This window comes from Flavobacterium sp. RSP49 (genome assembly GCF_003968735.1).
GTDB lineage: Bacteria > Bacteroidota > Bacteroidia > Flavobacteriales > Flavobacteriaceae > Flavobacterium.
This window is the reverse complement of sequence record NZ_RYDN01000007.1, coordinates 49,007-72,311: the sequence shown is the minus strand read 5'-3', so window position 1 is coordinate 72,311 and position 23,305 is coordinate 49,007. Positions and strand designations below refer to the sequence as shown.

Sequence of the window (23,305 nt, the reverse complement as noted above, 5' to 3'; positions counted from 1 at the left end):
GGTTTCCAATCCTACTGAAACACGCACTAAACCATCGGTAATACTAACCGACAAACGTTCTTAAATAAACCACATTGACCACGGTTTAAACCGTGGACTATTGTATGGCTTCAAGCATTATGAACTTTACGAAAGCGCCTGCTCTAAATCAGCGATTACATCTTTTACTGTTTCCAATCCTACTGAAACACGCACTAAACCATCGGTAATACTAACCGACAAACGTTCTTAAATAAATCACATTGACCACGGTTTAAACCGTGGACTATTGTATGGCTTCAATCGTCATGAACTTTACGAAAGCGCCTGCTCCAAATCAGCAATCACATCCTTCACGGTTTCCAATCCTACTGAAACACGCACTAAACCATCGGTAATACTAACCGACAAACGTTCTTAAATAAACAACATTGACCACGGTTTAAACCGTGGACTATTGTATGGCTTCAAGCATTATGAACTTTACGAAAGTGCCTGCTCTAAATCAGCGATTACATCTTTTACCGTTTCCAATCCTACTGAAACACGAACTAAACCATCGGTAATACTAACCGACAAACGTTCTTCAACAGATAATTTGCTATGTGTTGTAGACGCTGGATGCGTAACGATTGTTCTGGTATCTCCTAAATTTGGTGATAAAGAACATAATTTTATTTTATCCAAAAAGTTTCTTCCGGCTTCAAGCCCCCCTTTTATTTCAAAAGCAACAATATTTCCGCCCAACTTCATTTGCTTTTGAGCAATTTCGTATTGTGGATGCGATTTCAAAAACGGATATTTCACGCGATTCACATTCGGATGCTGCTCTAAAAACTCCGCTACTTTCATCGCATTTTCACAATGCCTGTCTAAACGAATCGCCAAGGTTTCTAAGCTTTTCGATAATACCCAAGCATTAAAAGGCGATAAAGAAGGACCGGTAAGTCGAGAAAACAAATAGATTTTCTGAATCAATTCAGCATCACCAACTGTTATTCCTCCCAACACTCTACCTTGACCGTCCATTAACTTTGTAGCGGAATGCACCACTAAATGCGCACCCCACTTTATAGGTTGTTGCAGATAAGGTGTTGCAAAACAGTTATCAATTACCAAAATCAAATTATGTTTTTTAGCAATCGTTCCTAAAAGTTCTAAATCGATAATATCAACCGCAGGATTGGTAGGTGATTCCGCAAAAAGAATCTTTGTATTTGGTGTGATGAAACTTTCAATTGTTTCCGGCTTATTAATATCAAAATAGGAGGTTTCAATATTCCATTTTGGAAAATAATTGATAAATAAAGAATGTGTCGCTCCAAAAACACTACTCGAAGAAACAATATGATCTCCAGATTTCAATAAAGCTGCCAAGGTTGAATACACTGCTGCCATCCCTGAAGCAAAGGCAAAACCAGCTGCCGCACCTTCCATTATACACACTTTATCAACAAATTCGTTCGTGTTTGGGTTGCTGTAACGGCTATATATATTTCTGTCTTTCTCTTCGGCAAAAGAAGCACGCATATCTTCGGCATCCTCAAATACAAAACTAGAAGTTAAGTACAAAGGAACCGAGTGCTCTAAATATTGCGTTCTTTCTAATTGGGTACGGATGGCTGAGGTTTCAAAACCAAATTCTTGATCGTTCATTATTATTAGATTTCAAAGAGTTGTTTCACAAAGATTCGCAAAGGAATCACAGAGATTCACAAAGTTTTTCCGCATAATTTTTCTATAAAAAAAAGCTCTTTATTGTTTAAAATTAAAGTTTTAGAAGTTGACTATTTTAGCTTTACACCAATTCAACTCCGTTCAAAACTACTTTATAGTGTATGGTTGCTGTTGGCTCTAATGTTTTAGAAACCGAACAGTATTTTTCGAAAGAAAGTTGTGCGGCTCTCGCTGCTTTTTCTTCATTGATAGGTCCTTCCAAAAAGAATACTACAGTAATATCCTTGAATGGTTTTGCTTCTCCTACTTGTACCCGTTCTCCTTCGACCTCAGCTTTGAAAGAAGTGATTTCCTGACGCTGTTTTTTCAAAATCGAAATCATATCAATCGCACTGCAACCCGCAACACCCATCAATACTAATTCCATTGGACTTGCGCCTTTATCGTCTCCGCCAAATTCTGGTCGGCTATCTACGTTTACTAAGTGACCACGCTCGTTTTTTAATTCAAAGTGGAAATTGTCGTTTACTCTGTTTAATGTTATTTTCATCTTGTACTTTTTTTATATCTGCAATCTTAAATTCTTACCCTTTATCCGACAATCTCAAAATATCACCAAAAACACCTCTCGCCGTTACCGCAGATCCTGCACCTGCGCCTTGAATTACGATTGGTCGATCGCCATAGGATTCCGTGTAAATTTCGAAAAAAGAATCAGAACCTTTTAAGCCTCCCAAAGCAGTATCCGAAGGTACGGAAACTAATTTTACTTCTAGATTACCTTTGTCATTTTGCAAATCGCCCGATAATTCGCCTATGTATCGCAGGACGTGATTGGGCTTTTGGTCGGCTTTTATTTTAGCATAAATTGGATCAAACTCGGTCAATTTATTCAAGAAATCCGAAACATCGCCTTCACGCAAATGTTCTGGAATTAAATTTTGAATATCAATTTCTTCAAACTCATTTTGCAAGTCTAATTCTCGTGCCAAAATCAATAATTTTCTACCTACGTCGTTCCCGCACAAATCTTCTCTTGGATCCGGCTCGGTATACCCATTGTCAATGGCCTCCTTCAATATTTCGCTAAACGAAGCCTCTTTTGATGAAAAATTATTGAACAAATAACTTAATGTTCCAGAAAAAACACCTTTAATCTTCGTGATATTTTCTCCTGAAAGGTGCAATAATTTAATCGTATCAATCAATGGCAATCCTGCACCCACATTAGTTTCATAAAGATAACTCTTTTGATTATCCGCCAGCACTTTTCGTAATTTTTTATAAAAACTATAGCTTAACGTATTAGCCACTTTATTAGACGAAATCAAATCAAAACTGTTTTCAGCTAATTTTATATAATTCCCAACAAATTCAGCACTTGCCGTGTTATCAATCGCAATCAAATTCTCCAAGTGATGCTCATTTGCGTAGGCAATTACATCATCTATAGTATAAGAAAAGCCATTGTTCTGGATTTCATTTTTCCAATTTGGAGTAACGCCATTTTTATTCAAAAGTACATTACTTGAATTGGCAATTGCAAAAACATTCAGTTTGATATCTTTTCTTTTCTCGATAGTTGCTGCCGATTCCAATATTTGGTTAATCAACGTTCCACCAACTAATCCATGTCCGAAAATAGCGATATTGATTTTCTTAGCTACTCCAAAAATCTCTCCGTGAATTACGTTTAAGGCTTTGTTCAATTGCGATTTTTTGACCACCAAACTCACGTTTTTACCCGTAACGGTATTATTGAAAAGAATCGGGACAATTTTATTTTTTATCAACGCCGTGTATGGCTTGTGAAAAGTACTTAAATCCTGACCAATGATAGAAATCACCGAAACATCATCCGTCACCGTGATTTTATTTACATCTTTCGAATAGAAATCATTTTCGAATTCTTTCTCTAATTCAATCATTGCTTTTGTCGCTTTATCAGTGGCAACAACTAAACCAATTCCTCTTTCTGACGAACCTTGAGAAATGATACTTACGCTAATATCATTATCGCCCATCACTCTGAAAATACGGGCATCAACACCTGTTTTTCCCAGTAATCCTCTTCCTTCCAGGTTCACTAACGAAACATTTTCAAGTACCGAAAGTGTTTTAATCCCCTCCTTGTTCGAATTGGAAGTGATTAACGTCCCTTTATTTTCATGGTTGAACGTATTCAAGATACGAAGCGGAATGTTTTTTTCCAACAAAGGAATGATCGTTTTGGCATGAAGAATCGTCGCACCAAAATTGGCTATTTCATTGGCTTCATTAAACGACAAATGGTCAATTTTCTTTGCATCAACTACTAAATCCGGATTAGCGGTATAAATTCCGTCTACGTGCGTATAATTCTGTAATTCGTCCGCATTCAAATAATTCGCAATCAACGAAGCGGTGTAATTGCTGCCGTTTCTTCCTAAAGTGGTCGTGTCATTATTTGTGTTTGAACCAATGAAACCTGTAACAATATTTACGGTTGTTCCGTTATTTTGTTTGAAATAATTGATGACATTTTTCTTCGAAATTTGTTCCAAAGGTTGTGCATCACCAAATTTCGAATCGGTTTTTATCAATTCCCGAGTATCTGCAAAACGGGCATTTATCCCATTTTCGACCAAAATTGCCGTCAGTAATTTTGCCGAAAGTAGTTCTCCTTTTGATAAAATCTGATCTTTTATTTTGTTGCTGTAATCACCAATTAAACTGACTCCTTCGAATAATTTTTCCAGAACATGGAACTCTTCGGACAAATCTACATCTTGATATTCGTCTTGTTGGTATTTTTTGAAATCATCAAAAAGAGGTTTATAAACTCCGTTTTTAGCGGCAATACTTAAAATTTCTTCTAATTCATCCGTAGCATTTCCTCGCGCCGAAACCACAATAGCAATTTCCTCGCCTTGATTTACTTTATCAATAATAATTGCAACCACCTTATTTATTCCGTCGCCATTCGATAACGATTTTCCTCCAAATTTCAATATTTTCATTGTGTTCTGTTTTTTGGCTTAGAATATATCCTGAAGCAAATTGTGTAATTGTTTGTACTCTATCAAAAAAGCGTCGTGTCCGTGGATGGAAACTATTTCCTGATAGGTAACCCTCTTTTTATATTTTTTTAATTCCTCGTACGTTGCTTTATTTTCATTTGCCGTAAAAAACAGGTCGGAATTGATTCCAATAATATGAATCTCGGCTTCAATTTTTGAAGTTATCTCTTCGAATGATGTGCGGTCTCTGGTGATATCGATTGTTTTCAACAGTTGATTCATCATTTTATATGACGAAATTTGAAAACGTTTCTGCAATTTTTCGCCGTGATGTAGCAACCAGCTTTCTACATTAAAAATCCCCAATTCTTCATTGGTGGTTCGCTGAAATTTTGCAGCAAATGATTCCGGAGTTCTATAGCATAACATAGCATGAGTGCGAGCGTCTTCAATAGGTTTCGAAGAGTTGTTGAGAATTTGTTCCTGCAAAAAGCAATTGGCAATTAGCCAGTCTGTCGATTTCCAATCCGTTGCAATAGGAATTAAATGTTGTGCGATTTTTGGTTCTAAAGCGACCATCTCCCAAGCAATTCCGCCACCTACAGAACCCCCAATAATGGCGTATAGTTTTTTAATATCCAGAACCCGAATCCCTTCAATAAAAATCCTGGCAATGTCTCTGGCAGTAAAATCTAAATAATCTTCGATCTCAAAACCATCAAAACCATTTCCGGGAACATTAAATGCGAGTATTGTATATTTTGTAGTATCTATGGTTTTGTGTGCTCCAATTAAATCATTCCACCAACCGTTTTCGCCCACAACTTGTGAATTTCCGGTTAAAGCATGGTTGACCAAAACAATTGGTGCCGTATGCAATTCTGGCCCAAAAACTTGAAAACTTACGTTTAAGTCGGCATAAAAAGCGCCACTTTTAGTGGTGAAATTTTGAAATGTAATAGAGGTTGGTTTATTTTCCAATGGCAAATCTTTTATGATTTTTGATCTGTGTTTGGAAATATTATAAAGAAAGTCAGGTGTTATCTAGACTAATTCTTAGTGTTATCTTTCCACGATGAGCGTGGTAGAATGCAGCACCTTCTTCGATAAATCGAAGGGTTGCTAAGGCTTCATCGGGTCTAATCCCTCTGCCTTTCTTTATAACATTTCAATACGATTGTGAACTTATGAGTGCAAATTAAGCATTATTTTTTGTAACAACCAAATTTTTATGTGGATTCGCTTATTTGTTTGGGCTCCATAAATCCAAAAAACAATTCACACGCAATTGTTATTCTGACGAAGTAATGAGGATACTCATCCCGTTTTCTTACTTCGTCAAAACAACACTTTTAAACATCCTTTGAAAATCTCAAAACCGAAAATAAATTCGGATTTATTAAATAAAAAGCGCTTCATTCTCTTGGGAATACATTAGGAAAAGCAATGAATTAGGTACTATTTTTTGTGCCAAAACATCGTTCTTTGAGATCTCAAATCTAGGATGAATCAATTCATTCTTAGAATCGTTTTCCTTTTCTTTTTTATTTCTGAAATTAATACTTTTTAATAACCGAAATGTCTTTGTAAAATACTTTGTTGTGCTCATAATTTTTAGGTTTTAGGTGTTAATATTCATTTTTGGTCTCCTTGTATGAATTGTTGTGAGATTTGAAAAAAATCAGAAAAACAAAAAACCCTTTTAGATCCATATCCAAAAGGGTTTTAAGTTATACACTTACTTTTGGAATCAACAGCCGCGAATACACATAATGGCATTGACACAAATCATGTTATTGACTGTTGCGTTATTTATTTTTTGGCTTTTTAGGTTATTCATCGAGGCTTTTTGTGACTAAAAAATCTATTCTGTTTATTACTATTCAAAAAAAAAGCTTCCCGTTATCCGGGAAGCTTTTGATATATAATTTGATTTAAATTATGCAATAAGCAACCCTCAGGAATTTTCCTGTGCGACCTTAAACATATTACAAATATTAAATTTCATTTTTACTTTATTAGAATTTCAAAATTGCAAATTATTTTTTAAATATCCAAATAAGTTTAAGAAAATAATAGCGAAACTATTTTAAATATTATTTTTTCTTAATAATTTAGAACCCGAAAAATATTTATCCTCAAAAAAAACAAAAGATTAATTTGCAATTCAAAATGGTTTCATACATTTGCAATCAAATACAAGAGGAAAAATTTGAACTGATTGCAACCTCTTCATAATGAAACAAATTCATTATGAGTACTGAACGTTTTTCAGTAGAAAAAATGCTAAAGCAGAAACTCTTCTTTAGTCCTTTTTAGCAATTATTTTTTCTCGCTTAATTTAAAAATAACAATAATTATGGCCTATTTATTTACGTCAGAATCTGTAAGCGAAGGACATCCAGACAAAATTGCAGATCAAATTTCAGACGCATTAATTGATAATTTTTTGGCATTTGATGCTGACTCAAAAGTAGCTTGCGAAACTTTAGTAACTACAGGTCAAGTAATCTTGGCAGGTGAAGTAAAATCAAATACCTATTTAGATGTGCAACAAATCGCTCGCGATGTAATCAAGAAAATTGGTTACACCAAAAGCGCCTACATGTTTGAAGCGGATTCTTGTGGTATTCTTTCTGCTATACACGAACAATCTGCTGACATCAATCAAGGTGTTGATAGAGCAAATCCTGAAGAGCAAGGTGCTGGTGATCAAGGAATGATGTTTGGTTACGCAACAAATGAAACAGAAAATTACATGCCTTTGGCACTAGATTTATCTCATAAATTATTAAAAGAATTGGCCGTTTTAAGACGTGAAAATAACGAAATCACCTATTTGCGTCCGGATGCTAAATCTCAAGTGACGTTAGAATACAGTGATGACAACAAGCCAACTCGAATTGAAGCTATTGTAATCTCAACACAGCATGATGATTTTGACGAAGAAGCTACGATGCTTGCAAAAATCAAAAAGGACATCATCGAAATTTTGATTCCAAGAATTATTGCAAAAAATCCAGCGAGTGCTCATTTATTTAATGATCAAATTAAATACCACATCAATCCAACCGGAAAATTTGTAATTGGAGGACCTCACGGAGATACTGGACTAACAGGTAGAAAAATTATTGTAGACACTTACGGTGGAAAAGGTGCTCACGGTGGTGGTGCATTCTCTGGTAAAGACCCTAGTAAAGTAGACAGAAGTGCGGCTTATGCTACTCGTCACATTGCTAAAAATCTAGTCGCAGCAGGTGTTGCTGACGAAATTTTAGTACAGGTTTCCTACGCAATTGGTGTTGCTAAACCAATGGGGATTTTTATAGAAACTTATGGGACTTCAAAAGTAACCTTAACCGATGGAGAAATTGCTAAAAAAGTAGAAGCTATTTTTGACATGCGCCCGTACTTTATAGAGCAACGTTTGAAATTAAGAAATCCAATCTACAGCGAAACTGCTGCTTACGGGCACATGGGACGTACTCCAGAAACCGTAACCAAAACTTTTTCTGCACCAGGCGGATTAACCAAAACGGTTACTGTTGATTTATTCACTTGGGAAAAATTAGATTTTGTAGATCAAGTAAAAGTTGCTTTTGGATTGTAATTCAGTACAGATTTAAAATGAAAAAGGGGATTTTGTTCAGTCAAAATCCCTTTTTTAATTTGGCTATATATTGTACTTTAAAATAAAGGTCACAAATCGTGGTAAAATAATCGTTTCATTCGCATTAAAGCCATTTACGCTAAAGGAGTTGTTTAATCTTGATCTCGTATTTAAAAGGTTATTTGCCTGTATTCTATACTCAAATTTCGAGTCCTTTTTTAATACGTTCCGCCACCGCCAGTCATAGACGACATCATTCGCATTACGCCACCGCCTTGACCGGGAGCGTTCCGTTTTTCTTCTTCTTTATAAATTGATGCCGATTTATCAAAATTAAGAATGAATATTTTTTCGAACATTTTTTGCATTCTTTCGTCAATCATTTTTTGCATATCAGGAGTCATATCCTTATTGCCTTCCATTCGTGTTTTGAAATCGGAGGTACTGCTTTTTGATTCATACACTGCCATTCCTTGAAATTCCTGAGCGCGAAGCCCCAAAAACGATGCAATTGTTACTATTATTGCGTAAATTACTTTATACATAACTATTGGGTTTTAATGAATAAGAGTGAAAAATACTATTTTTGTTACAAGTATTCTGTTAAAATAATAATAAAACAATCAAAATTATATACCGTTTAATTGTAATTTCGCTGTATGAAAAAAGTAATATTATTGCTGTTTATCGCTTCATTTTCAGTAGTTTTTAGTCAGAACCAAAAACTAACAGCCATTAAAATCGATTCTATTCGTTTTGATGGAGATGCGTTTTTAGGTTATGATTCATTTGGTTTTTACTACACCATCCATAACAATGTTTTTTCTAAAATTGGAACACGGAATACTTTAGAATACAAAAATATTTCTTTGGGTAGAATTACAAAAATAGATTTGCATAACCCTTTGAAAATTGTTTTATTTTACGAAAATTTCAATACAGTTATCATCTTGGACAATCAATTGAATGAAACTCAGAAAATCAATTTTTCAGAAAATACAATTCCAATCGTAGCCACTGCAATTGGTATTGCTGCTCAAAATCAGTTGTGGGTTTACAACAGTATGAATCAGCAACTGGGATTATATGATTATTTGAACAAGGATTACAAAACTATTTCAGTTCCTTTTACAGAAAGTATTAAGAATTACGCTTCAGATTTCAACATCTTCTATTGGATGGACGGTAAAAACAACTGGTACACTTGCGATATTTTTGGCAAAATAGCAAACAAAGAAAAAGTTTCTGATTTTGACTCGATTGAAATTATAAATGAAAATCAGATCATCTATTCTAAAAATGGGATTTTAATTTTGCAGGATTTGGAAAAAAACCAAAAAACTGAAATTAAAATCGCTGAAAAAAGCTTTAAAAAATTCTATTACAAAGACCAAATTTTATCTATTTTTGCAGCTGAAGGAATTACAAATTATAAAATCATACTACCGTAATGCACATAGCAATAGCAGGAAACATAGGCTCTGGAAAGACAACTTTGACACGCTTATTAGCGAAACATTTTAAGTGGGAACCACATTATGAAGACGTAGTAGACAATCCGTACCTAGATGATTTTTACCATCAAATGGAACGTTGGTCGTTTAATTTACAAATTTATTTCTTGAATAGTCGCTTCCGTCAGGTGATGCAAATTCGTGAAAGTGGCAAAAAAATCATTCAGGACCGAACTATTTATGAAGATGCCCATATTTTTGCTCCTAATTTATATGCAATGGGTTTGATGACCAATCGCGATTTCCAGAATTATTCGTCTCTTTTTGAATTAATGGAATCTACGGTTAAAGCCCCTGATTTATTGATCTATTTAAGGAGTTCTATTCCTAACTTAGTTGGACAAATACACAAACGCGGCCGTGAATATGAAAACTCAATATCCATTGAGTATTTGAGTCGTTTGAACGAACGCTACGAAGGCTGGATTCAAACCTATGACAAAGGAAAATTATTAATTATTGATGTGGATAACATGAATTTTGTTGATAATCCCGAAGATTTAGGAACTATTTTTAATAGAATTGATGCTGAATTGAATGGGCTGTTTTAGAATCCTCTCCCCAACCCTCTCCGAAGGAGAGGGAGTAGAAACTGGTGATAAAATACATAAAAACAAAAAATGCCTCGCAGTCTAAATTGCGAGGCATTTTTTATTTACAAGATATTGATTACTTTAAAGCATCAATCTTAGCCTGAACTTCTGCATCAGTTCCTTCAAAACTTTGAATGTTTTCTTTTCCGTTAATATTAGTTTTAATAGTCGCTTTTACTTCTCCATCAACATTGGTTTTTTCGATCGTAACTTTTTTCGAAACCATTTCAGTTACTGCTGCGGAAGCATTCATAAATCTACACGTTTTACTGTCACATCCTTTAGCAAGACACTCTTCTTTAGACATTGATATACACATTTCAGAAACAGCACAACATGCGGCTTTATTAGCCAATGTATGATTGCCACTACCTAAAATTGGTGCAATAACAAGTCCTATCAAACACGTCAATTTAATTAAAATATTCATTGATGGTCCAGAAGTATCTTTGAACGGATCTCCAACAGTATCGCCAGTAATGGCCGCTTTATGCGCATCAGAACCTTTATAGGTCATTTCACCATTAATCAGAACACCCGCTTCAAAAGATTTTTTAGCATTGTCCCACGCACCACCGGCATTGTTTTGGAAAACCGCCCAAAGCACACCAGAAACGGTAACACCAGCCATATAACCCCCTAACATTTCGGCGATTAACTGGTTGTTGTCTCCGTAAACTAATTTGCCAAGCAAAACAATTGCAATTGGAAAACCAATTGTCAATATTCCCGGCAACATCATTTCGCGCAATGCAGCTTTCGTCGAAATATCAACACACTTAGCATATTCCGGTTTTCCGGTTCCTTCCATAATTCCGGGAATCTCCCTGAACTGACGACGTACTTCATACACCATGTCCATTGCGGCTTTCCCGACAGAATTCATCGCTAATGCCGAGAAAACTACAGGTATCATGCCACCCACGAATAACATCGCTAAAACGGGCGCTTTGAAAATATTGATTCCGTCAATTCCGGTAAACGTAACATACGCAGCAAATAAAGCTAGTGATGTTAATGCCGCCGAAGCGATAGCAAATCCTTTTCCCGTTGCTGCTGTTGTATTTCCTACGGCATCTAAAATGTCGGTTCTTGTGCGTACTTCTTTAGGCAATTCGCTCATTTCAGCAATTCCACCGGCGTTATCCGATATGGGTCCAAAAGCATCGATTGCCAATTGCATGGCCGTTGTTGCCATCATCGCTGAAGCAGCTAAAGCCACACCATAAAATCCTGCTAATGCGTAGGAAGTCCAAATTGCAGCTGCAAATAATAAAACCGTTGGAAACGTAGAAATCATTCCGGTTGCCAATCCTGCAATTACGTTTGTTCCTGCTCCAGTTGAAGATTTTTGAACAATTGCCATAACAGGTTTTGTACCCAATCCTGTATAATACTCAGTTACTGACGAAATGAGTCCACCTACTGCCAGACCTACAATTGTAGCATAAAAAACACGCATGGATGAAATTTCTTTAGTTCCTTCTCCAAAAAAATCCATTTTCATGGTTTGTGGCAACATGTATTGTACTAAAAAATAGCAGGCAATAAGGGTTAATCCTATTGAAAGCCAGTTTCCCCTATTTAAAGCGCTTTGCACTTGCGCTTCTTTTGCATTATCATCTGTAATTTTTACCACCATTGTTCCGATAATCGAAAATAAAATACCAAAACCAGCGATTGCCATTGGCAATAAGATAGGTCCTATTCCTCCAAAAGCATCTTGAATAGTTCCGCCCATGTCTTTGATTACATAATTTCCTAAAACCATGGCCGCTAAAACGGTTGCGACATAAGAACCAAATAAATCAGCTCCCATTCCGGCAACATCGCCTACATTATCCCCTACATTGTCCGCAATTGTAGCCGGATTACGGGGATCATCTTCCGGAATTCCAGCTTCTATTTTCCCTACCAAATCAGCTCCAACATCGGCCGCTTTAGTGTATATTCCTCCACCAACTCTTGCAAACAAGGCAATAGATTCTGCTCCAAGAGAAAATCCGGCTAATGTTTCCAAAACAATTGTCATTAATTCTGATGGTGTTCTTGTAATTCCATCAATAGTGGCAGATTCCCAAACGCCGTTCATAAAGAAGTGAAAAAAGAAAATAAAGAAAGTGGTCAATCCTAAAACAGCCAATCCCGCAACCCCTAATCCCATTACGGTTCCGCCGCCAAAAGAAACTTTTAGGGCTTGAGGCAAACTGGTACGGGCGGCTTGTGTGGTTCTAACATTGGTTTTTGTTGCAATTTTCATTCCCATATTCCCAGCTAAAGCCGAGAAAAAAGCACCAAAAACAAAAGCAACCACTATTAATATGTGTGTAGTAGGAACGAAAAAAGAAATTCCGGCTAAAACTATGCTGGCTCCAATGACAAAGAACGTCAACAACCTATATTCTGCTTTCAAGAAAGCCAAGGCTCCTTCGTAAATGTAATCCGAAATCTCTTTCATCTTACCATCACCCGGATCCTGTTTTAATACCCATTTTCTTTTAGCAAACATAAATGCCAGTCCAATAAATGCCATCGCAATAGGCAAATAAATCATAATTGTATTCATAATTTTAGTTTGGTTTTTGGTTAAAATTAATAGTGTAACAAAACGAATTTAAACAAAAAAAGCAACACTCTTAACAGAATGTTGCTTTTTTTGTAAAAATTATGACGTAAAATTATTTAATACTAAACAATCCCTCTGGTTTATTCTCAATTTGATTAAATCGCTCCGTACACTCTGCGATAATTGCATAGGCTTCATTTACATCTCCCCAGCCGCCTACATCTACTTTCTTGTTTTCAAGATCTTTGTACACTTGAAAAAAGTGTTCAATTTCTTTTAATAAATGTGGATTCATGTCTGACAGATCATTCAATGAATTCCAGATTGGATCTGAAACCGGTACACAGATAACTTTTTCATCCGGTCCTTTATCATCCGCCATGTGGAAAACACCAATGGGTTTTACTTCCATAACACAACCGGGAAAAGTAGGTTCGTTTACCAAAACCAATACATCTAATGGATCGCCGTCTAAGGCTAATGTTTCCGGAATAAATCCGTAATCCGCAGGATACATCATTGACGAGAATAACATTCTGTCAAAACGCATTCTTTTTATTTCGAAATCATATTCGTATTTATTTCTACTTCCTCTTGGTATTTCGATTAAGACATCGAAAGTTGTTAATTTGTCTGCAGTCATTTTAGTTTTTCTTTTCTATATTTTATGGTTGCAAAAATAAGTAAAGAATCCCTTTCAACAATGAAAAATCTATGTTATCTCTTGATTAAATTTTAAGAAACAGCACTTTAGTAAAAAACGGTTCTATTTCTTTTCTTTAAATAATGATGCCATAAAAGATAGGTTGCAAAAGAGCGATACGGACTCCATTTCAACGTATGAACTTGCATCTCATTTTTGTCGTGAATATTCAGTAATTCCTTGATTGTGTGTACAACGGCAATATCGCCTAATGGCAATAAATCAGGCTCTTGCAGACAAAACATTAAATAAATATCGATGGTCCAGTTTCCTATCCCTTTGATTTTGATGAGTTCTTCGCGCACTTGCAGAGCCGTTTTGGCTGGCAAACTTTCTAAATCAAGTTCTTTATTTATTAAGGCTGTCGCCAAAGCTTTGATATAAGACGTTTTTTGACGGCTTACGCCAAGATTCCTAAACTCAGCATCCGATATGAGAACAAGAATTTCCGGTGTTACCGTTTTTAGAGTAGTTTTTATTTTCAAAAAAGTAGCTTTAGCGGACTCTATCGATACTTGTTGCTCTAAAACCAACAATACCAGAGTCTCAAAACCTTGCGGTCTTTTGGGAATAACAGGCATTCCGTATTGTTCAATGATTGCTTTGAAAATAGCATCTTTTTCTAAAAGGTAGTCGATGGCTTCTTGCATAATCTGATGTTTTTTTAGCCCGGATGGAAACGGCATCCTTTTTATAAGGCGATTTTTATTCGCCTTATAAAAAGATATAGTGTACAGCCGGAATAGCTCCTAAAAACTGAACCCAAACGACCCTTTTACAGTAAAACGATTCGTTTCCGGCACGTTGAGATAATTGCCTCGCCAGGCGAAATCAATACGGAATACTTTGAAGATATTTCCAATACCAGCACTGTATTCCCAATAGCCTTTTTCAGGTGCATTGTAAATTAAACCCGAAGCATTAATAGCTCTGTTTTCATCAGAGATGCTTCCATAAACCCCTTTTACGGATATAATTTCTCTCCAATTGAGTTTGCGCATGAACGGTATTCTGGAAAAAAGACGCCCGTTGAAATTGTGATTCCACTGTAAAGTAGCATATTGATCCGATACAAATTCATAGAAATTAAGATTACTGAAGGTGTTTTCAATCGTGAAAAAAGTTTGATTTCCCGGAATCACATTTATCAATCCTAACGGAACTGTTCCAAAAGTTTTTCCTACTTCCATAATAATATTGGTTCGCCCCAATGGACCAATAACTATAGGCTGTTTGTAATATAATTGTACTTTGTCATATTTGAAATTACTGTTCAAAAGCCCTTTGAATCCATGGCTGTAATTAATAAAAAAACGACTAAAAGGACTGTCAACATTGCTTCTTTCAACCCCAAAACCAATCGTTTTTCGCTTTGGAGAATACTCGATCTGAATGTTCGCTTCGGATTGTTTTACATCACTTTTAGTAGCTAAATTGGCTATGTTGGTATAATAATCCAGGCTAAAAGTAGGCGATGCAGACTCCAGCGTACGATACGAAATCCCAGCCTGAAAAGTCAAGTTTTTTACTGGCTCCATTTCTATGGCAACATTAGTCAAATTGATGTTGGTTAACTTCCCGTTACTGCCAGATGAGAATACGGACGACGAAGCAAAACTTCGGCCTAAAACATCATTTGTAGTAGTTAAACTGGCTCCTATTTGTTCAATGTCTCGCCTATTTCCGCCGGATAAAATGATCCTATTTTTCTTGTCGACCATCCATTTTCCGGAAAGTCCGTATTTAAATTTATCATCATCAAACCCATACGCAGTATACGCCTGAATGCGCCAAGGATCGTTAGGACCAAAATAGGTTCTTCCTCCTACTCGCAACCGTACACCCTCTACTTCATTGTATCCAAATGTAGAAAAAACAGGTCCATAATCAAAGTTATTAAACTCCACATAACCACTTCCTAGTATGGATACTAAGCTGTACAATTGTTTGAATTTATTTACGGTTTGCAGGGTATCAAGCATTTTATAAACGCCCAATTCATCCTTGCTTAAGTTTTCAAAACGGTTTTCATTCCAATATTCCTCGGATTTATTGTAGACTTCGTCATCCATATAATTGACTTCGGCTTTATAAAAAGCAACAGGCAATTCTGTATTGAACTGATGGTTCCGGTAAAAACTAGTTCTTTTTCCATAAACACCTTTCGAATTTTCTTTTTTGTTCAAAGCAAAGTCAGACATCAAATAATCCTTGGTCAACAAGAAAACCGAGTCACTGACTACTTCAAATTCCTGCTCTAAGTAAATATCTTTTACCCAGTTGATATTGGCACTTTTGGTCACTGCCATATTGATTTTCTTGATGGCAAATGTGGAATCATTCACCCAAAAATCTCCTTTGAAAGTCAATTCGTTTTTTCGTCTTGGATAAAAAACAATATTATAGCACCATTTATCATCAATATACGAACTGTCTTTCAGTACATAATTGTAGACATCAATTCCTGTTTTAGACAGCGGACTTGTAAAGCTTTTGTCAAAAAAAGTCAAGTAATTATTGTAGATATTATAATCTGAATACAAGTCTTTTATAAAAGATAAAATCTGTTGATTTCCATCAAATCCGGACGTTTTATTGGCTTTAATTTTTTCTTTTACCTTATTTAATTTGTTGTCTCCATAAACATCATGGAGTGATTCATTTATAAAAATAGGCAAATAGGTTTTCCCGGTTACTCGGGACGTATCCATTTGATCGAATATAAATTCCATCCCTTTAAAAAGTTTGCTTTTCATAAAAGCACTGTCAATAGAATTCATATCAAATTCTATTTTCTCGTACTTTTCCATCTGGTATTGGTCAAACTGATACAACCCGTTTTTACGTTTCCTTTCCCAGATTTTCCTCAGAATATCGAGCGCAGGATTGTCCTTTTTTGATGTTTTTCCGGCAAAAACCACTACTTCGTTTAAACTTTCGGCTTCATTCAACTGAATTTTGAAATTATAATTTACCGGTTTATCTAAGTAAATTTCTTTTTCAGAAAACCCAACGGAGGATATGAGTAAAGTAGTATATGTTTTTTTGGATTCCAGGTAAAACTTACCGTCCTCATTAGTCACAATTCCTTCACTGGAACCTTTGAAAACTACATTGGCAAATGGAATGGGCAGGTTGGATTTATCAACCACAACACCACTCACTTTTGTTTGCGCAAAACTAGTAGTTGCTGAGACCAACAACAAAAGCAGAAACAATAAGAGATTCTTTTTCATATGTAGATAATATTTGTTTTTGTAGGAATATGGTATCGCCAGATCTTAATTGGTGTTTGAGACAGCTTCTGTCATGGCGCTTTCATAGTCATTCAAAAAAAAACTTCATCAAATTAAAGAATTGATGAAGTTTCAAATATAGTTAATTAAGACCGCAGGATTAATTGATTATTAAAAAACGGGTTATTAGCCCTTATTCCAACTCAAACGATTCCAACTGACTATTTTTTATACAGTACTTTTTTAACCGCTTTTACTACATCACCAGCATTAGGCAACCATTCTTTCAATAAAACCGGAGAGTACGGCGCTGGCGTATCTGCAGTCGTAATGCGTTGAATAGGCGCATCCAAGAAATCAAAAGCACGTTCTTGAACAATATAGGTAATTTCAGAAGCCACACTTGCAAAAGGCCATGCTTCCTCAAGAACTACTAATCTATTTGTTTTTTTAACCGATGTTAAAATCGTCTCATAATCCATAGGACGTACAGTTCGCAAATCGATAATTTCACAAGAAATTCCTTCTTTGGCTAATTCATCCGCGGCAATGTGTGCTTCTTTGATGATTTTTCCAAAAGAAACAATTGTCACATCCGTACCTTCACGCTTGATATCAGCAACTCCAAGCGGAATTACATATTCGCCATCTGGAACTTCACCTTTATCCCCATACATTTGTTCAGATTCCATGAAAATCACAGGATCGTTATCACGAATAGCCGCTTTCAACAAACCTTTGGCATCATAAACCGTAGAGGGAACTACCACTTTAAGACCCGGAGTATTCGCAAACCAGTTTTCTAACGCTTGTGAGTGCGTTGCTCCTAATTGTCCTGCCGAAGCTGTTGGACCACGAAAAACGATTGGCACATTAAATTGTCCACCCGTCATCTGACGCATTTTGGCAGCATTATTTATGATTTGGTCAATACCTACTAAACAAAAATTGAACGTCATGTATTCCACAATCGGTCTGCATCCATTCATGGCTGATCCTACTGCAATACCAGTAAAACCAAGCTCAGCGATAGGAGTATCAATGACTCTTTTCTCGCCAAATTCAGCCAGCATACCTTTAGATGCTTTGTAGGCACCATTATATTCTGCAACTTCTTCACCCATTAAGTATATGGACTCATCGTGACGCATTTCTTCACTCATCGCTTCGCAAATGGCCTCTCTAAATTGTATCGTTCTCATATTTTTTTTATATTTTGTCCTCCTGAGCGCAGTCGAAGGATAATTTTCGAAAAGCAAAAATAAATATTTAATATCATTTAAAAGCATAAATTACTCTAAATTAATTCAGGATTTATAGCGATAATTTTCAGGAGCTATTTCCGGCTCTCCGCTGTATCTTCCTGTGGCTAAAGGAGCCACAAGAAGGATGCCGCTGCTATCCGGGCTACGAAAACGTAGTAGTTCTGTAAAATATTATGCATGCATAGTATATTATTCAAATTAATATTTTAAATTTGTAAAAGAAATTACGAATAATTAAATATATCAGTATGAAAATATTAGTTTGCATCAGTCACGTTCCTGATACTACTTCAAAAATTAACTTTGTCAACGGCGATTCTGAATTTGACACCAATGGAGTTCAATATGTAATCAATCCAAATGACGAATTTGGTTTGACACGCGCTATTTGGTTCCAAGAACAACAAGGCGCAACGGTTACTGTTGTAAATGTTGGAGGTCCAGAAACCGAACCTACTTTAAGAAAAGCGCTGGCAATAGGCGCTAACGAAGCCATTCGTGTGAACGCAACTCCTACTGACGGATTTTTCGTAGCCAAACAACTTGCTGAAGTAATTAAAAACGGAAGTTACGATGTAATCATTGCCGGAAAAGAGTCTTTAGACTATAATGGCGGAATGGTTCCTGGAATGATAGCCGGGATTTTAGGATACAACTTCCTTAATTCTTGTACAAGTCTTACTGTTGATGGAACTAATGTAAAAGCAGTTCGTGAAATTGATGGTGGAAAAGAAACCGTTGCTACAACTTTACCATTAATCATTGGAGGACAAAAAGGTTTGGTGGAAGAAAAAGATTTGCGTATTCCAAACATGAGAGGAATCATGACTGCAAGAACAAAAGCATTAACAATACTGGAGCCTGTTGACGCTGCTGTGAATACAAAAGCAGTAAAATTTGAAAAACCAGCTCCTAAATCAGCCGTAAAATTGATTGCTGCTGACAATTTAGATGAATTAATCAATTTATTACATAACGAAGCAAAAGTAATCTAACTGTCATAAAGCGGAATGTCAAAAGTCAAATGAATAGAAGTTTACACTAATTTCCCTTTTTGACTTTAGACTTTTAAACTTTAAGACTAAAATAAAAAAATCATGTCAATATTAATATACGCGGAATACGCTCCCGACGCTTCGGGAGGAAAATTTAAAAAAGTAGCATTCGAATTGGCTTCCTATGCAAAAAAAGTAGCCGAAAGTCTAGGAACCACTGTTACGGCTGTAACCGTAAATGCTGGGGATGTTTCTGAATTATCAAAATACGGAGTAGACAAAGTATTAAAAGTAACCAACGATAAATTATCCGGGTTTACTGCAAAAGCATACGCTGATGTGATCAAACAAGCCGCCCAAAAAGAAAACGTAAAGTTAGTTTTACTTTCATCCACTACAGACAGTATTTATCTTTCCTCACTTGTTGCAGTAGCTTTAGAAGCCGGCTATGCGTCAAATGTGGTTGGATTACCAGTTTCAACGTCGCCTTTTCAAGTAAAAAGAAATGCTTTTTCAAACAAAGCGTTCAATATCACTGAAATTGCCACAGACGTAAAGGTACTTGGGCTTGCCAAAAACTCGTATGGAGTTTTTGAAACACCTTCAACATTAACCGAGGAAGATTTTAACCCAAATATTGGAGAAGCTGATTTTGGTGTAAAAGTAGAATCAGTTGAAAAAGTTTCTGGAAAAGTTTCAATAGCTGATGCGGATATTGTAGTATCGGCTGGACGTGGATTGAAAGGTCCGGAAAACTGGGGAATGGTAGAGGAGTTAGCAACTGTTCTTGGCGCTGCAACTGCTTGTTCAAAACCAGTTTCTGATTTAGGATGGAGACCTCACGGAGAACACGTTGGGCAAACAGGAAAACCGGTAGCTACAAACCTTTATATTGCAATTGGAATTTCAGGAGCGATTCAACACATTGCGGGAATCAACTCTTCTAAAGTAAAAGTGGTCATCAACAGTGATCCCGAAGCGCCTTTTTTCAAAGTAGCGGATTACGGAATTGTAGGTGACGCGTTTGAAATTATACCGCAATTGATTGAGAAGTTTAAAGCTTTCAAAGCTCAGAATTCATAAATTATAGCATCCCATTAATTTAAATGCTACTTAAAAATAAGATATTTGTATCTTTGCTTTTAAGTAGCATTTCTTTTTTATAATTGCTGCTTGATTTTTATTAAAAAAAGTACCTCGTACTTTCCCATTACATCAATTATGAGCTTAGTTAAACTATCTATAAAAGGAATTTCATACAGTCAAACTCAAAACGGAGCCTACGCATTAATCTTGAATGAGGTTGACGGAGAACGAAAATTACCCATTGTCATTGGTGCTTTTGAAGCCCAATCCATCGCTATAGCATTGGAAAAAGAAATAAAACCACCACGTCCTCTGACCCATGATTTGTTCAAAAACTTCGCAGAACGATTTGACATTGTAGTCAAACAAGTCATTATTCACAAACTTGTGGACGGTGTTTTTTATTCGAGTATCATTTGCGAAAGGGATAAAATTGAAGAAATTATTGATGCCCGAACTTCAGATGCCATTGCGTTAGCATTGCGTTTTAACGCACCTATATTCACTTACAAAAACATTCTGGACAAAGCCGGAATTTATTTAAAATCAAATCCTTTAGATCCTAATAAAGACTCGCAGGAAATTGACGATGTACTTTCTAATCCGGACACTTTTGGTCGTGAAGAAGAAAGCAATCAATCCGGAGAAACCTATTCTAAACACAGTCTACCGGAATTAAATGAATTGTTAGATCAAGCCGTGTCGCACGAAGATTATGAGAAAGCCGCAAAAATTAGAGATGAAATCTCAAAGAGAGAACTGTAATTGTACCCATTTTTACTTTCCGTAGGATTGAAATAAAATCAGATTGTTACTAAATTTCAAAGGATTGAATCGCTTGTTTTTGAATAAATACACTTAAATTCACCAAAAACACTTAGTACCATGTTTCTTTTATAAAATTGATAAAAATAAGCTATGAAAAAAAACCACTTTCTACTTCTCGCAACATTATTTATTTGTTCAGCTGCCTCATCCCAAGACTATTATCTGCATTGTGGAAAAATTTTAAATACACTATCAGGTAAAGAATTAACAAACCAAACGATCATTGTTTCTAAAAACAAAATTACAAAAGTACAAGAGGGTTTTATCGCTAAAGTCAAGCCTGAAGACATTGAGATCAACCTGAAAAACAAATATGTTTTACCGGGTCTTATTGACTTACATGTTCACATAGAAGGCGAACATGACACTAAGAGCTACATGTCAAAATATATAGACAACGAAGCTGATGTTGCATTTCAAGCCGTTCGATGTGCCGAAATCACTCTTCTAGCCGGATTCACTACGGTGAGGGATTTAGGTGGAACCGGAGTAAATATCTCCATAAGAAATGCCATCAATAAAGGAATCGTAAAAGGTCCCCGAATTTTTACTGCCGGAAAATCAATTGCTACAACAGGCGGTCATGCAGATCCTACTAACGGAAGCAACCGAAAACTGGTAGGCGATCCAGGTCCACATGAAGGCGTAATCAATTCTCCAGAAGAAGGAGTAAAAGCAGTGAGAGAGCGTTATAAAGAAGGAGCTGATGTTATTAAAATTACAGCTACAGGTGGTGTTTTGAGCGTGGCAAAAAGCGGTAAAAATCCGCAGTTCTCTCTAGAGGAAATTAAAGCCATCACCACAACAGCCAAAGATTACAACATGCTCACCGCTGCCCATGCCCATGGCGACGAAGGAATGCAAAGAGCCATATTGGGCGGTATAAAAACCATTGAGCACGGCACCTTTATGAGTGAAGAGACAATGGAATTAATGAAAAAATACGATGCTTATTTAGTTCCTACCTTAACGGCTGGAAAAGAAGTAGAAAAAAATGCAGAAATTACTGGTTTTTATCCTGACATCGTAGTTCCAAAGGCCAGAGAAGTTGGCCCACAACTGAAAGCTACTTTTGCCAAGGCGTATAAAAAAGGAGTCCAAATTGCTTTTGGAACTGATGCCGGCGTTTTTGCTCATGGTACAAATGCAAAAGAATTTGGGTATATGGTTGAAGCCGGAATGCCTGCATTAGCCGCGATACAATCAGCAACGATTACGAATGCTATGTTATTAGGGCTTGAAAATGAAGCAGGTCAAATCAAAGAAAACTTTTTGGCAGACATCATTGCAGTGGATGAAAATCCTTTGAATGCGATCAAAACTCTGGAAAAGGTCGTATTTGTAATGAAGGACGGAAAAGTATATAAAAACGAACAACCGCTTACCGCACAATAGAATCATATAGACAATGAAGCAATATTTAGATTTAGTACAACACGTAATGGAAAACGGTTGTCAAAAAGGAGATCGTACGGGAACCGGGACAAAAAGTGTCTTTGGTTACCAAATGCGTTTTGATTTAAATGAAGGTTTCCCGATGGTAACTACTAAAAAACTACACCTAAAATCCATTATCTACGAATTGCTTTGGTTCTTAAAAGGAGACACAAATATTAAGTATCTTCAAGAAAACGGCGTTAAAATTTGGGATGCTTGGGCTGATGCCAATGGAAATTTAGGGCCTGTTTACGGCCACCAATGGCGCAATTGGAATAGTGAAGAAATTGATCAAATATCGGAATTAATTAAAGAGTTAAAAACGAATCCTAACAGCCGCAGAATGCTGGTTTCAGCATGGAATCCATCGGTTCTGCCTGACACGACAAAATCATTTGACGAAAATGTAAGTAACAATAAAGTTGCCTTGCCGCCTTGTCATGCGTTCTTTCAGTTTTATGTTTCTGGGGGTAAGCTATCTTGTCAGTTGTACCAGCGAAGCGCTGATATTTTTTTAGGAGTTCCTTTTAATATCGCTTCGTATGCGTTACTCACCATGATGATTGCGCAGGTTTGTGATCTAGAACCTGGTGAATTCATTCACACTTTTGGCGATGCACATATCTATAACAACCATTTTGAACAACTGGAATTGCAATTGACCCGTGAGCCAAAACCATTACCAAAAATGATTTTAAATCCCAATATAAAAGACATCTTTGCGTTTGGTTTTGAAGATTTTACCCTTGAAGGCTATGAACCTCATGCCACGATAAAAGGAAGTGTTGCGGTATAAAATAATAAAAAACGGTGTTTA

19 protein-coding genes, 2 pseudogenes and 1 riboswitch are annotated in these 23,305 nt (G+C 36.2%); of the genes and pseudogenes, 8 read left to right on the top strand and 13 right to left on the bottom strand.

Features of this window, described 5'->3' with window-relative positions; all coding sequences use genetic code 11:
- Window positions 1-126: 126 nt before the first annotated feature.
- The 7 genes and pseudogenes from EKM02_RS05805 to EKM02_RS05775 all read right to left on the bottom strand — a co-directional run.
- Window positions 127-228 (bottom strand): annotated as a pseudogene (locus EKM02_RS05805) (PLP-dependent transferase); the annotation flags it as partial.
- Window positions 229-294: 66 nt separating this feature from the next.
- Window positions 295-396 (bottom strand): annotated as a pseudogene (locus EKM02_RS05800) (PLP-dependent transferase); the annotation flags it as partial.
- 66 nt (window positions 397-462) lie between these two features.
- Complete coding sequence (locus EKM02_RS05795) at window positions 463-1,635, bottom strand: trans-sulfuration enzyme family protein (protein WP_126453014.1); 1,173 nt, start codon at window positions 1,633-1,635, stop codon at window positions 463-465.
- Window positions 1,636-1,777: 142 nt separating this feature from the next.
- Complete coding sequence (locus EKM02_RS05790; protein ID WP_126453011.1) at window positions 1,778-2,206, bottom strand: OsmC family protein; 429 nt, start codon at window positions 2,204-2,206, stop codon at window positions 1,778-1,780.
- 34 nt (window positions 2,207-2,240) lie between these two features.
- Window positions 2,241-4,655, bottom strand: coding sequence for a bifunctional aspartate kinase/homoserine dehydrogenase I (gene thrA / locus EKM02_RS05785; RefSeq protein ID WP_126453008.1), 2,415 nt, complete (start codon window positions 4,653-4,655; stop codon window positions 2,241-2,243).
- Between the two features lie 18 nt (window positions 4,656-4,673).
- The gene (locus EKM02_RS05780; protein WP_234423157.1) at window positions 4,674-5,636 is read right to left on the bottom strand and encodes an alpha/beta fold hydrolase; all 963 of its coding nucleotides are present in this window, start codon (window positions 5,634-5,636) and stop codon (window positions 4,674-4,676) included.
- Between the two features lie 78 nt (window positions 5,637-5,714).
- Window positions 5,715-5,822: riboswitch (SAM riboswitch) on the bottom strand.
- A gap of 232 nt (window positions 5,823-6,054) precedes the next feature.
- A complete protein-coding gene (locus tag EKM02_RS05775; RefSeq protein WP_126453002.1) occupies window positions 6,055-6,264 on the bottom strand; it encodes a hypothetical protein in 210 nt (69 codons plus the stop codon).
- A 750-nt stretch (window positions 6,265-7,014) separates the two neighbouring features.
- Here EKM02_RS05775 and metK point away from each other — a divergent pair.
- Window positions 7,015-8,265 carry a methionine adenosyltransferase gene (gene metK, locus EKM02_RS05770; RefSeq protein WP_126452999.1) on the top strand — a complete coding sequence of 417 codons (1,251 nt, stop codon included), beginning with the start codon at window positions 7,015-7,017 and terminating at the stop codon, window positions 8,263-8,265.
- 218 nt (window positions 8,266-8,483) lie between these two features.
- On the opposite strand, the gene EKM02_RS05765 is transcribed toward metK, so the two are convergent.
- Complete coding sequence (locus EKM02_RS05765) at window positions 8,484-8,810, bottom strand: hypothetical protein (RefSeq protein WP_234423156.1); 327 nt, start codon at window positions 8,808-8,810, stop codon at window positions 8,484-8,486.
- Window positions 8,811-8,924: 114 nt separating this feature from the next.
- Between EKM02_RS05765 and EKM02_RS05760 the strand changes: the two genes are divergently transcribed.
- A complete protein-coding gene (locus tag EKM02_RS05760; RefSeq protein ID WP_126452996.1) occupies window positions 8,925-9,716 on the top strand; it encodes a hypothetical protein in 792 nt (263 codons plus the stop codon).
- The gene (locus EKM02_RS05755) at window positions 9,716-10,330 is read left to right on the top strand and encodes a deoxynucleoside kinase (protein WP_126452993.1); all 615 of its coding nucleotides are present in this window, start codon (window positions 9,716-9,718) and stop codon (window positions 10,328-10,330) included. The genes EKM02_RS05760 and EKM02_RS05755 overlap by 1 nt, the downstream gene beginning before the upstream one ends.
- A gap of 118 nt (window positions 10,331-10,448) precedes the next feature.
- Here the strand turns inward: EKM02_RS05755 and EKM02_RS05750 are convergent, their stop codons facing one another.
- From EKM02_RS05750 to EKM02_RS05730, 5 genes are all read right to left on the bottom strand, one after another.
- The gene (locus tag EKM02_RS05750; protein ID WP_126452989.1) at window positions 10,449-12,938 is read right to left on the bottom strand and encodes a sodium-translocating pyrophosphatase; all 2,490 of its coding nucleotides are present in this window, start codon (window positions 12,936-12,938) and stop codon (window positions 10,449-10,451) included.
- Between the two features lie 112 nt (window positions 12,939-13,050).
- Complete coding sequence (locus tag EKM02_RS05745; protein WP_126452987.1) at window positions 13,051-13,581, bottom strand: inorganic diphosphatase; 531 nt, start codon at window positions 13,579-13,581, stop codon at window positions 13,051-13,053.
- Between the two features lie 107 nt (window positions 13,582-13,688).
- Window positions 13,689-14,291 carry a DNA-3-methyladenine glycosylase family protein gene (locus EKM02_RS05740; RefSeq protein WP_126452984.1) on the bottom strand — a complete coding sequence of 201 codons (603 nt, stop codon included), beginning with the start codon at window positions 14,289-14,291 and terminating at the stop codon, window positions 13,689-13,691.
- Window positions 14,292-14,390: 99 nt separating this feature from the next.
- Window positions 14,391-16,877 carry a DUF5686 and carboxypeptidase-like regulatory domain-containing protein gene (locus tag EKM02_RS05735; protein ID WP_126452981.1) on the bottom strand — a complete coding sequence of 829 codons (2,487 nt, stop codon included), beginning with the start codon at window positions 16,875-16,877 and terminating at the stop codon, window positions 14,391-14,393.
- Between the two features lie 221 nt (window positions 16,878-17,098).
- The gene (locus tag EKM02_RS05730) at window positions 17,099-18,166 is read right to left on the bottom strand and encodes a pyruvate dehydrogenase complex E1 component subunit beta (protein WP_255416277.1); all 1,068 of its coding nucleotides are present in this window, start codon (window positions 18,164-18,166) and stop codon (window positions 17,099-17,101) included.
- Between the two features lie 224 nt (window positions 18,167-18,390).
- Here EKM02_RS05730 and EKM02_RS05725 point away from each other — a divergent pair, with 224 nt between their 5' ends.
- The 5 genes from EKM02_RS05725 to EKM02_RS05705 all read left to right on the top strand — a co-directional run bounded on the left by EKM02_RS05725 (window position 18,391) and on the right by EKM02_RS05705 (window position 23,284).
- Entirely contained in the window at window positions 18,391-19,137 is a 747-nt protein-coding gene (locus EKM02_RS05725) for an electron transfer flavoprotein subunit beta/FixA family protein (RefSeq protein WP_126452978.1), read from the top strand.
- Between the two features lie 102 nt (window positions 19,138-19,239).
- Complete coding sequence (locus EKM02_RS05720) at window positions 19,240-20,220, top strand: electron transfer flavoprotein subunit alpha/FixB family protein (protein ID WP_126452975.1); 981 nt, start codon at window positions 19,240-19,242, stop codon at window positions 20,218-20,220.
- A gap of 138 nt (window positions 20,221-20,358) precedes the next feature.
- Window positions 20,359-20,988: a bifunctional nuclease family protein gene (locus EKM02_RS05715; protein WP_126452972.1), complete on the top strand. Its 630-nt coding sequence runs from the start codon at window positions 20,359-20,361 to the stop codon at window positions 20,986-20,988.
- A gap of 153 nt (window positions 20,989-21,141) precedes the next feature.
- The gene (locus tag EKM02_RS05710; protein ID WP_126452969.1) at window positions 21,142-22,446 is read left to right on the top strand and encodes a metal-dependent hydrolase family protein; all 1,305 of its coding nucleotides are present in this window, start codon (window positions 21,142-21,144) and stop codon (window positions 22,444-22,446) included.
- A 13-nt stretch (window positions 22,447-22,459) separates the two neighbouring features.
- A complete protein-coding gene (locus EKM02_RS05705; RefSeq protein ID WP_126452966.1) occupies window positions 22,460-23,284 on the top strand; it encodes a thymidylate synthase in 825 nt (274 codons plus the stop codon).
- The last annotated feature ends 21 nt before the right edge of the window (window positions 23,285-23,305 follow it).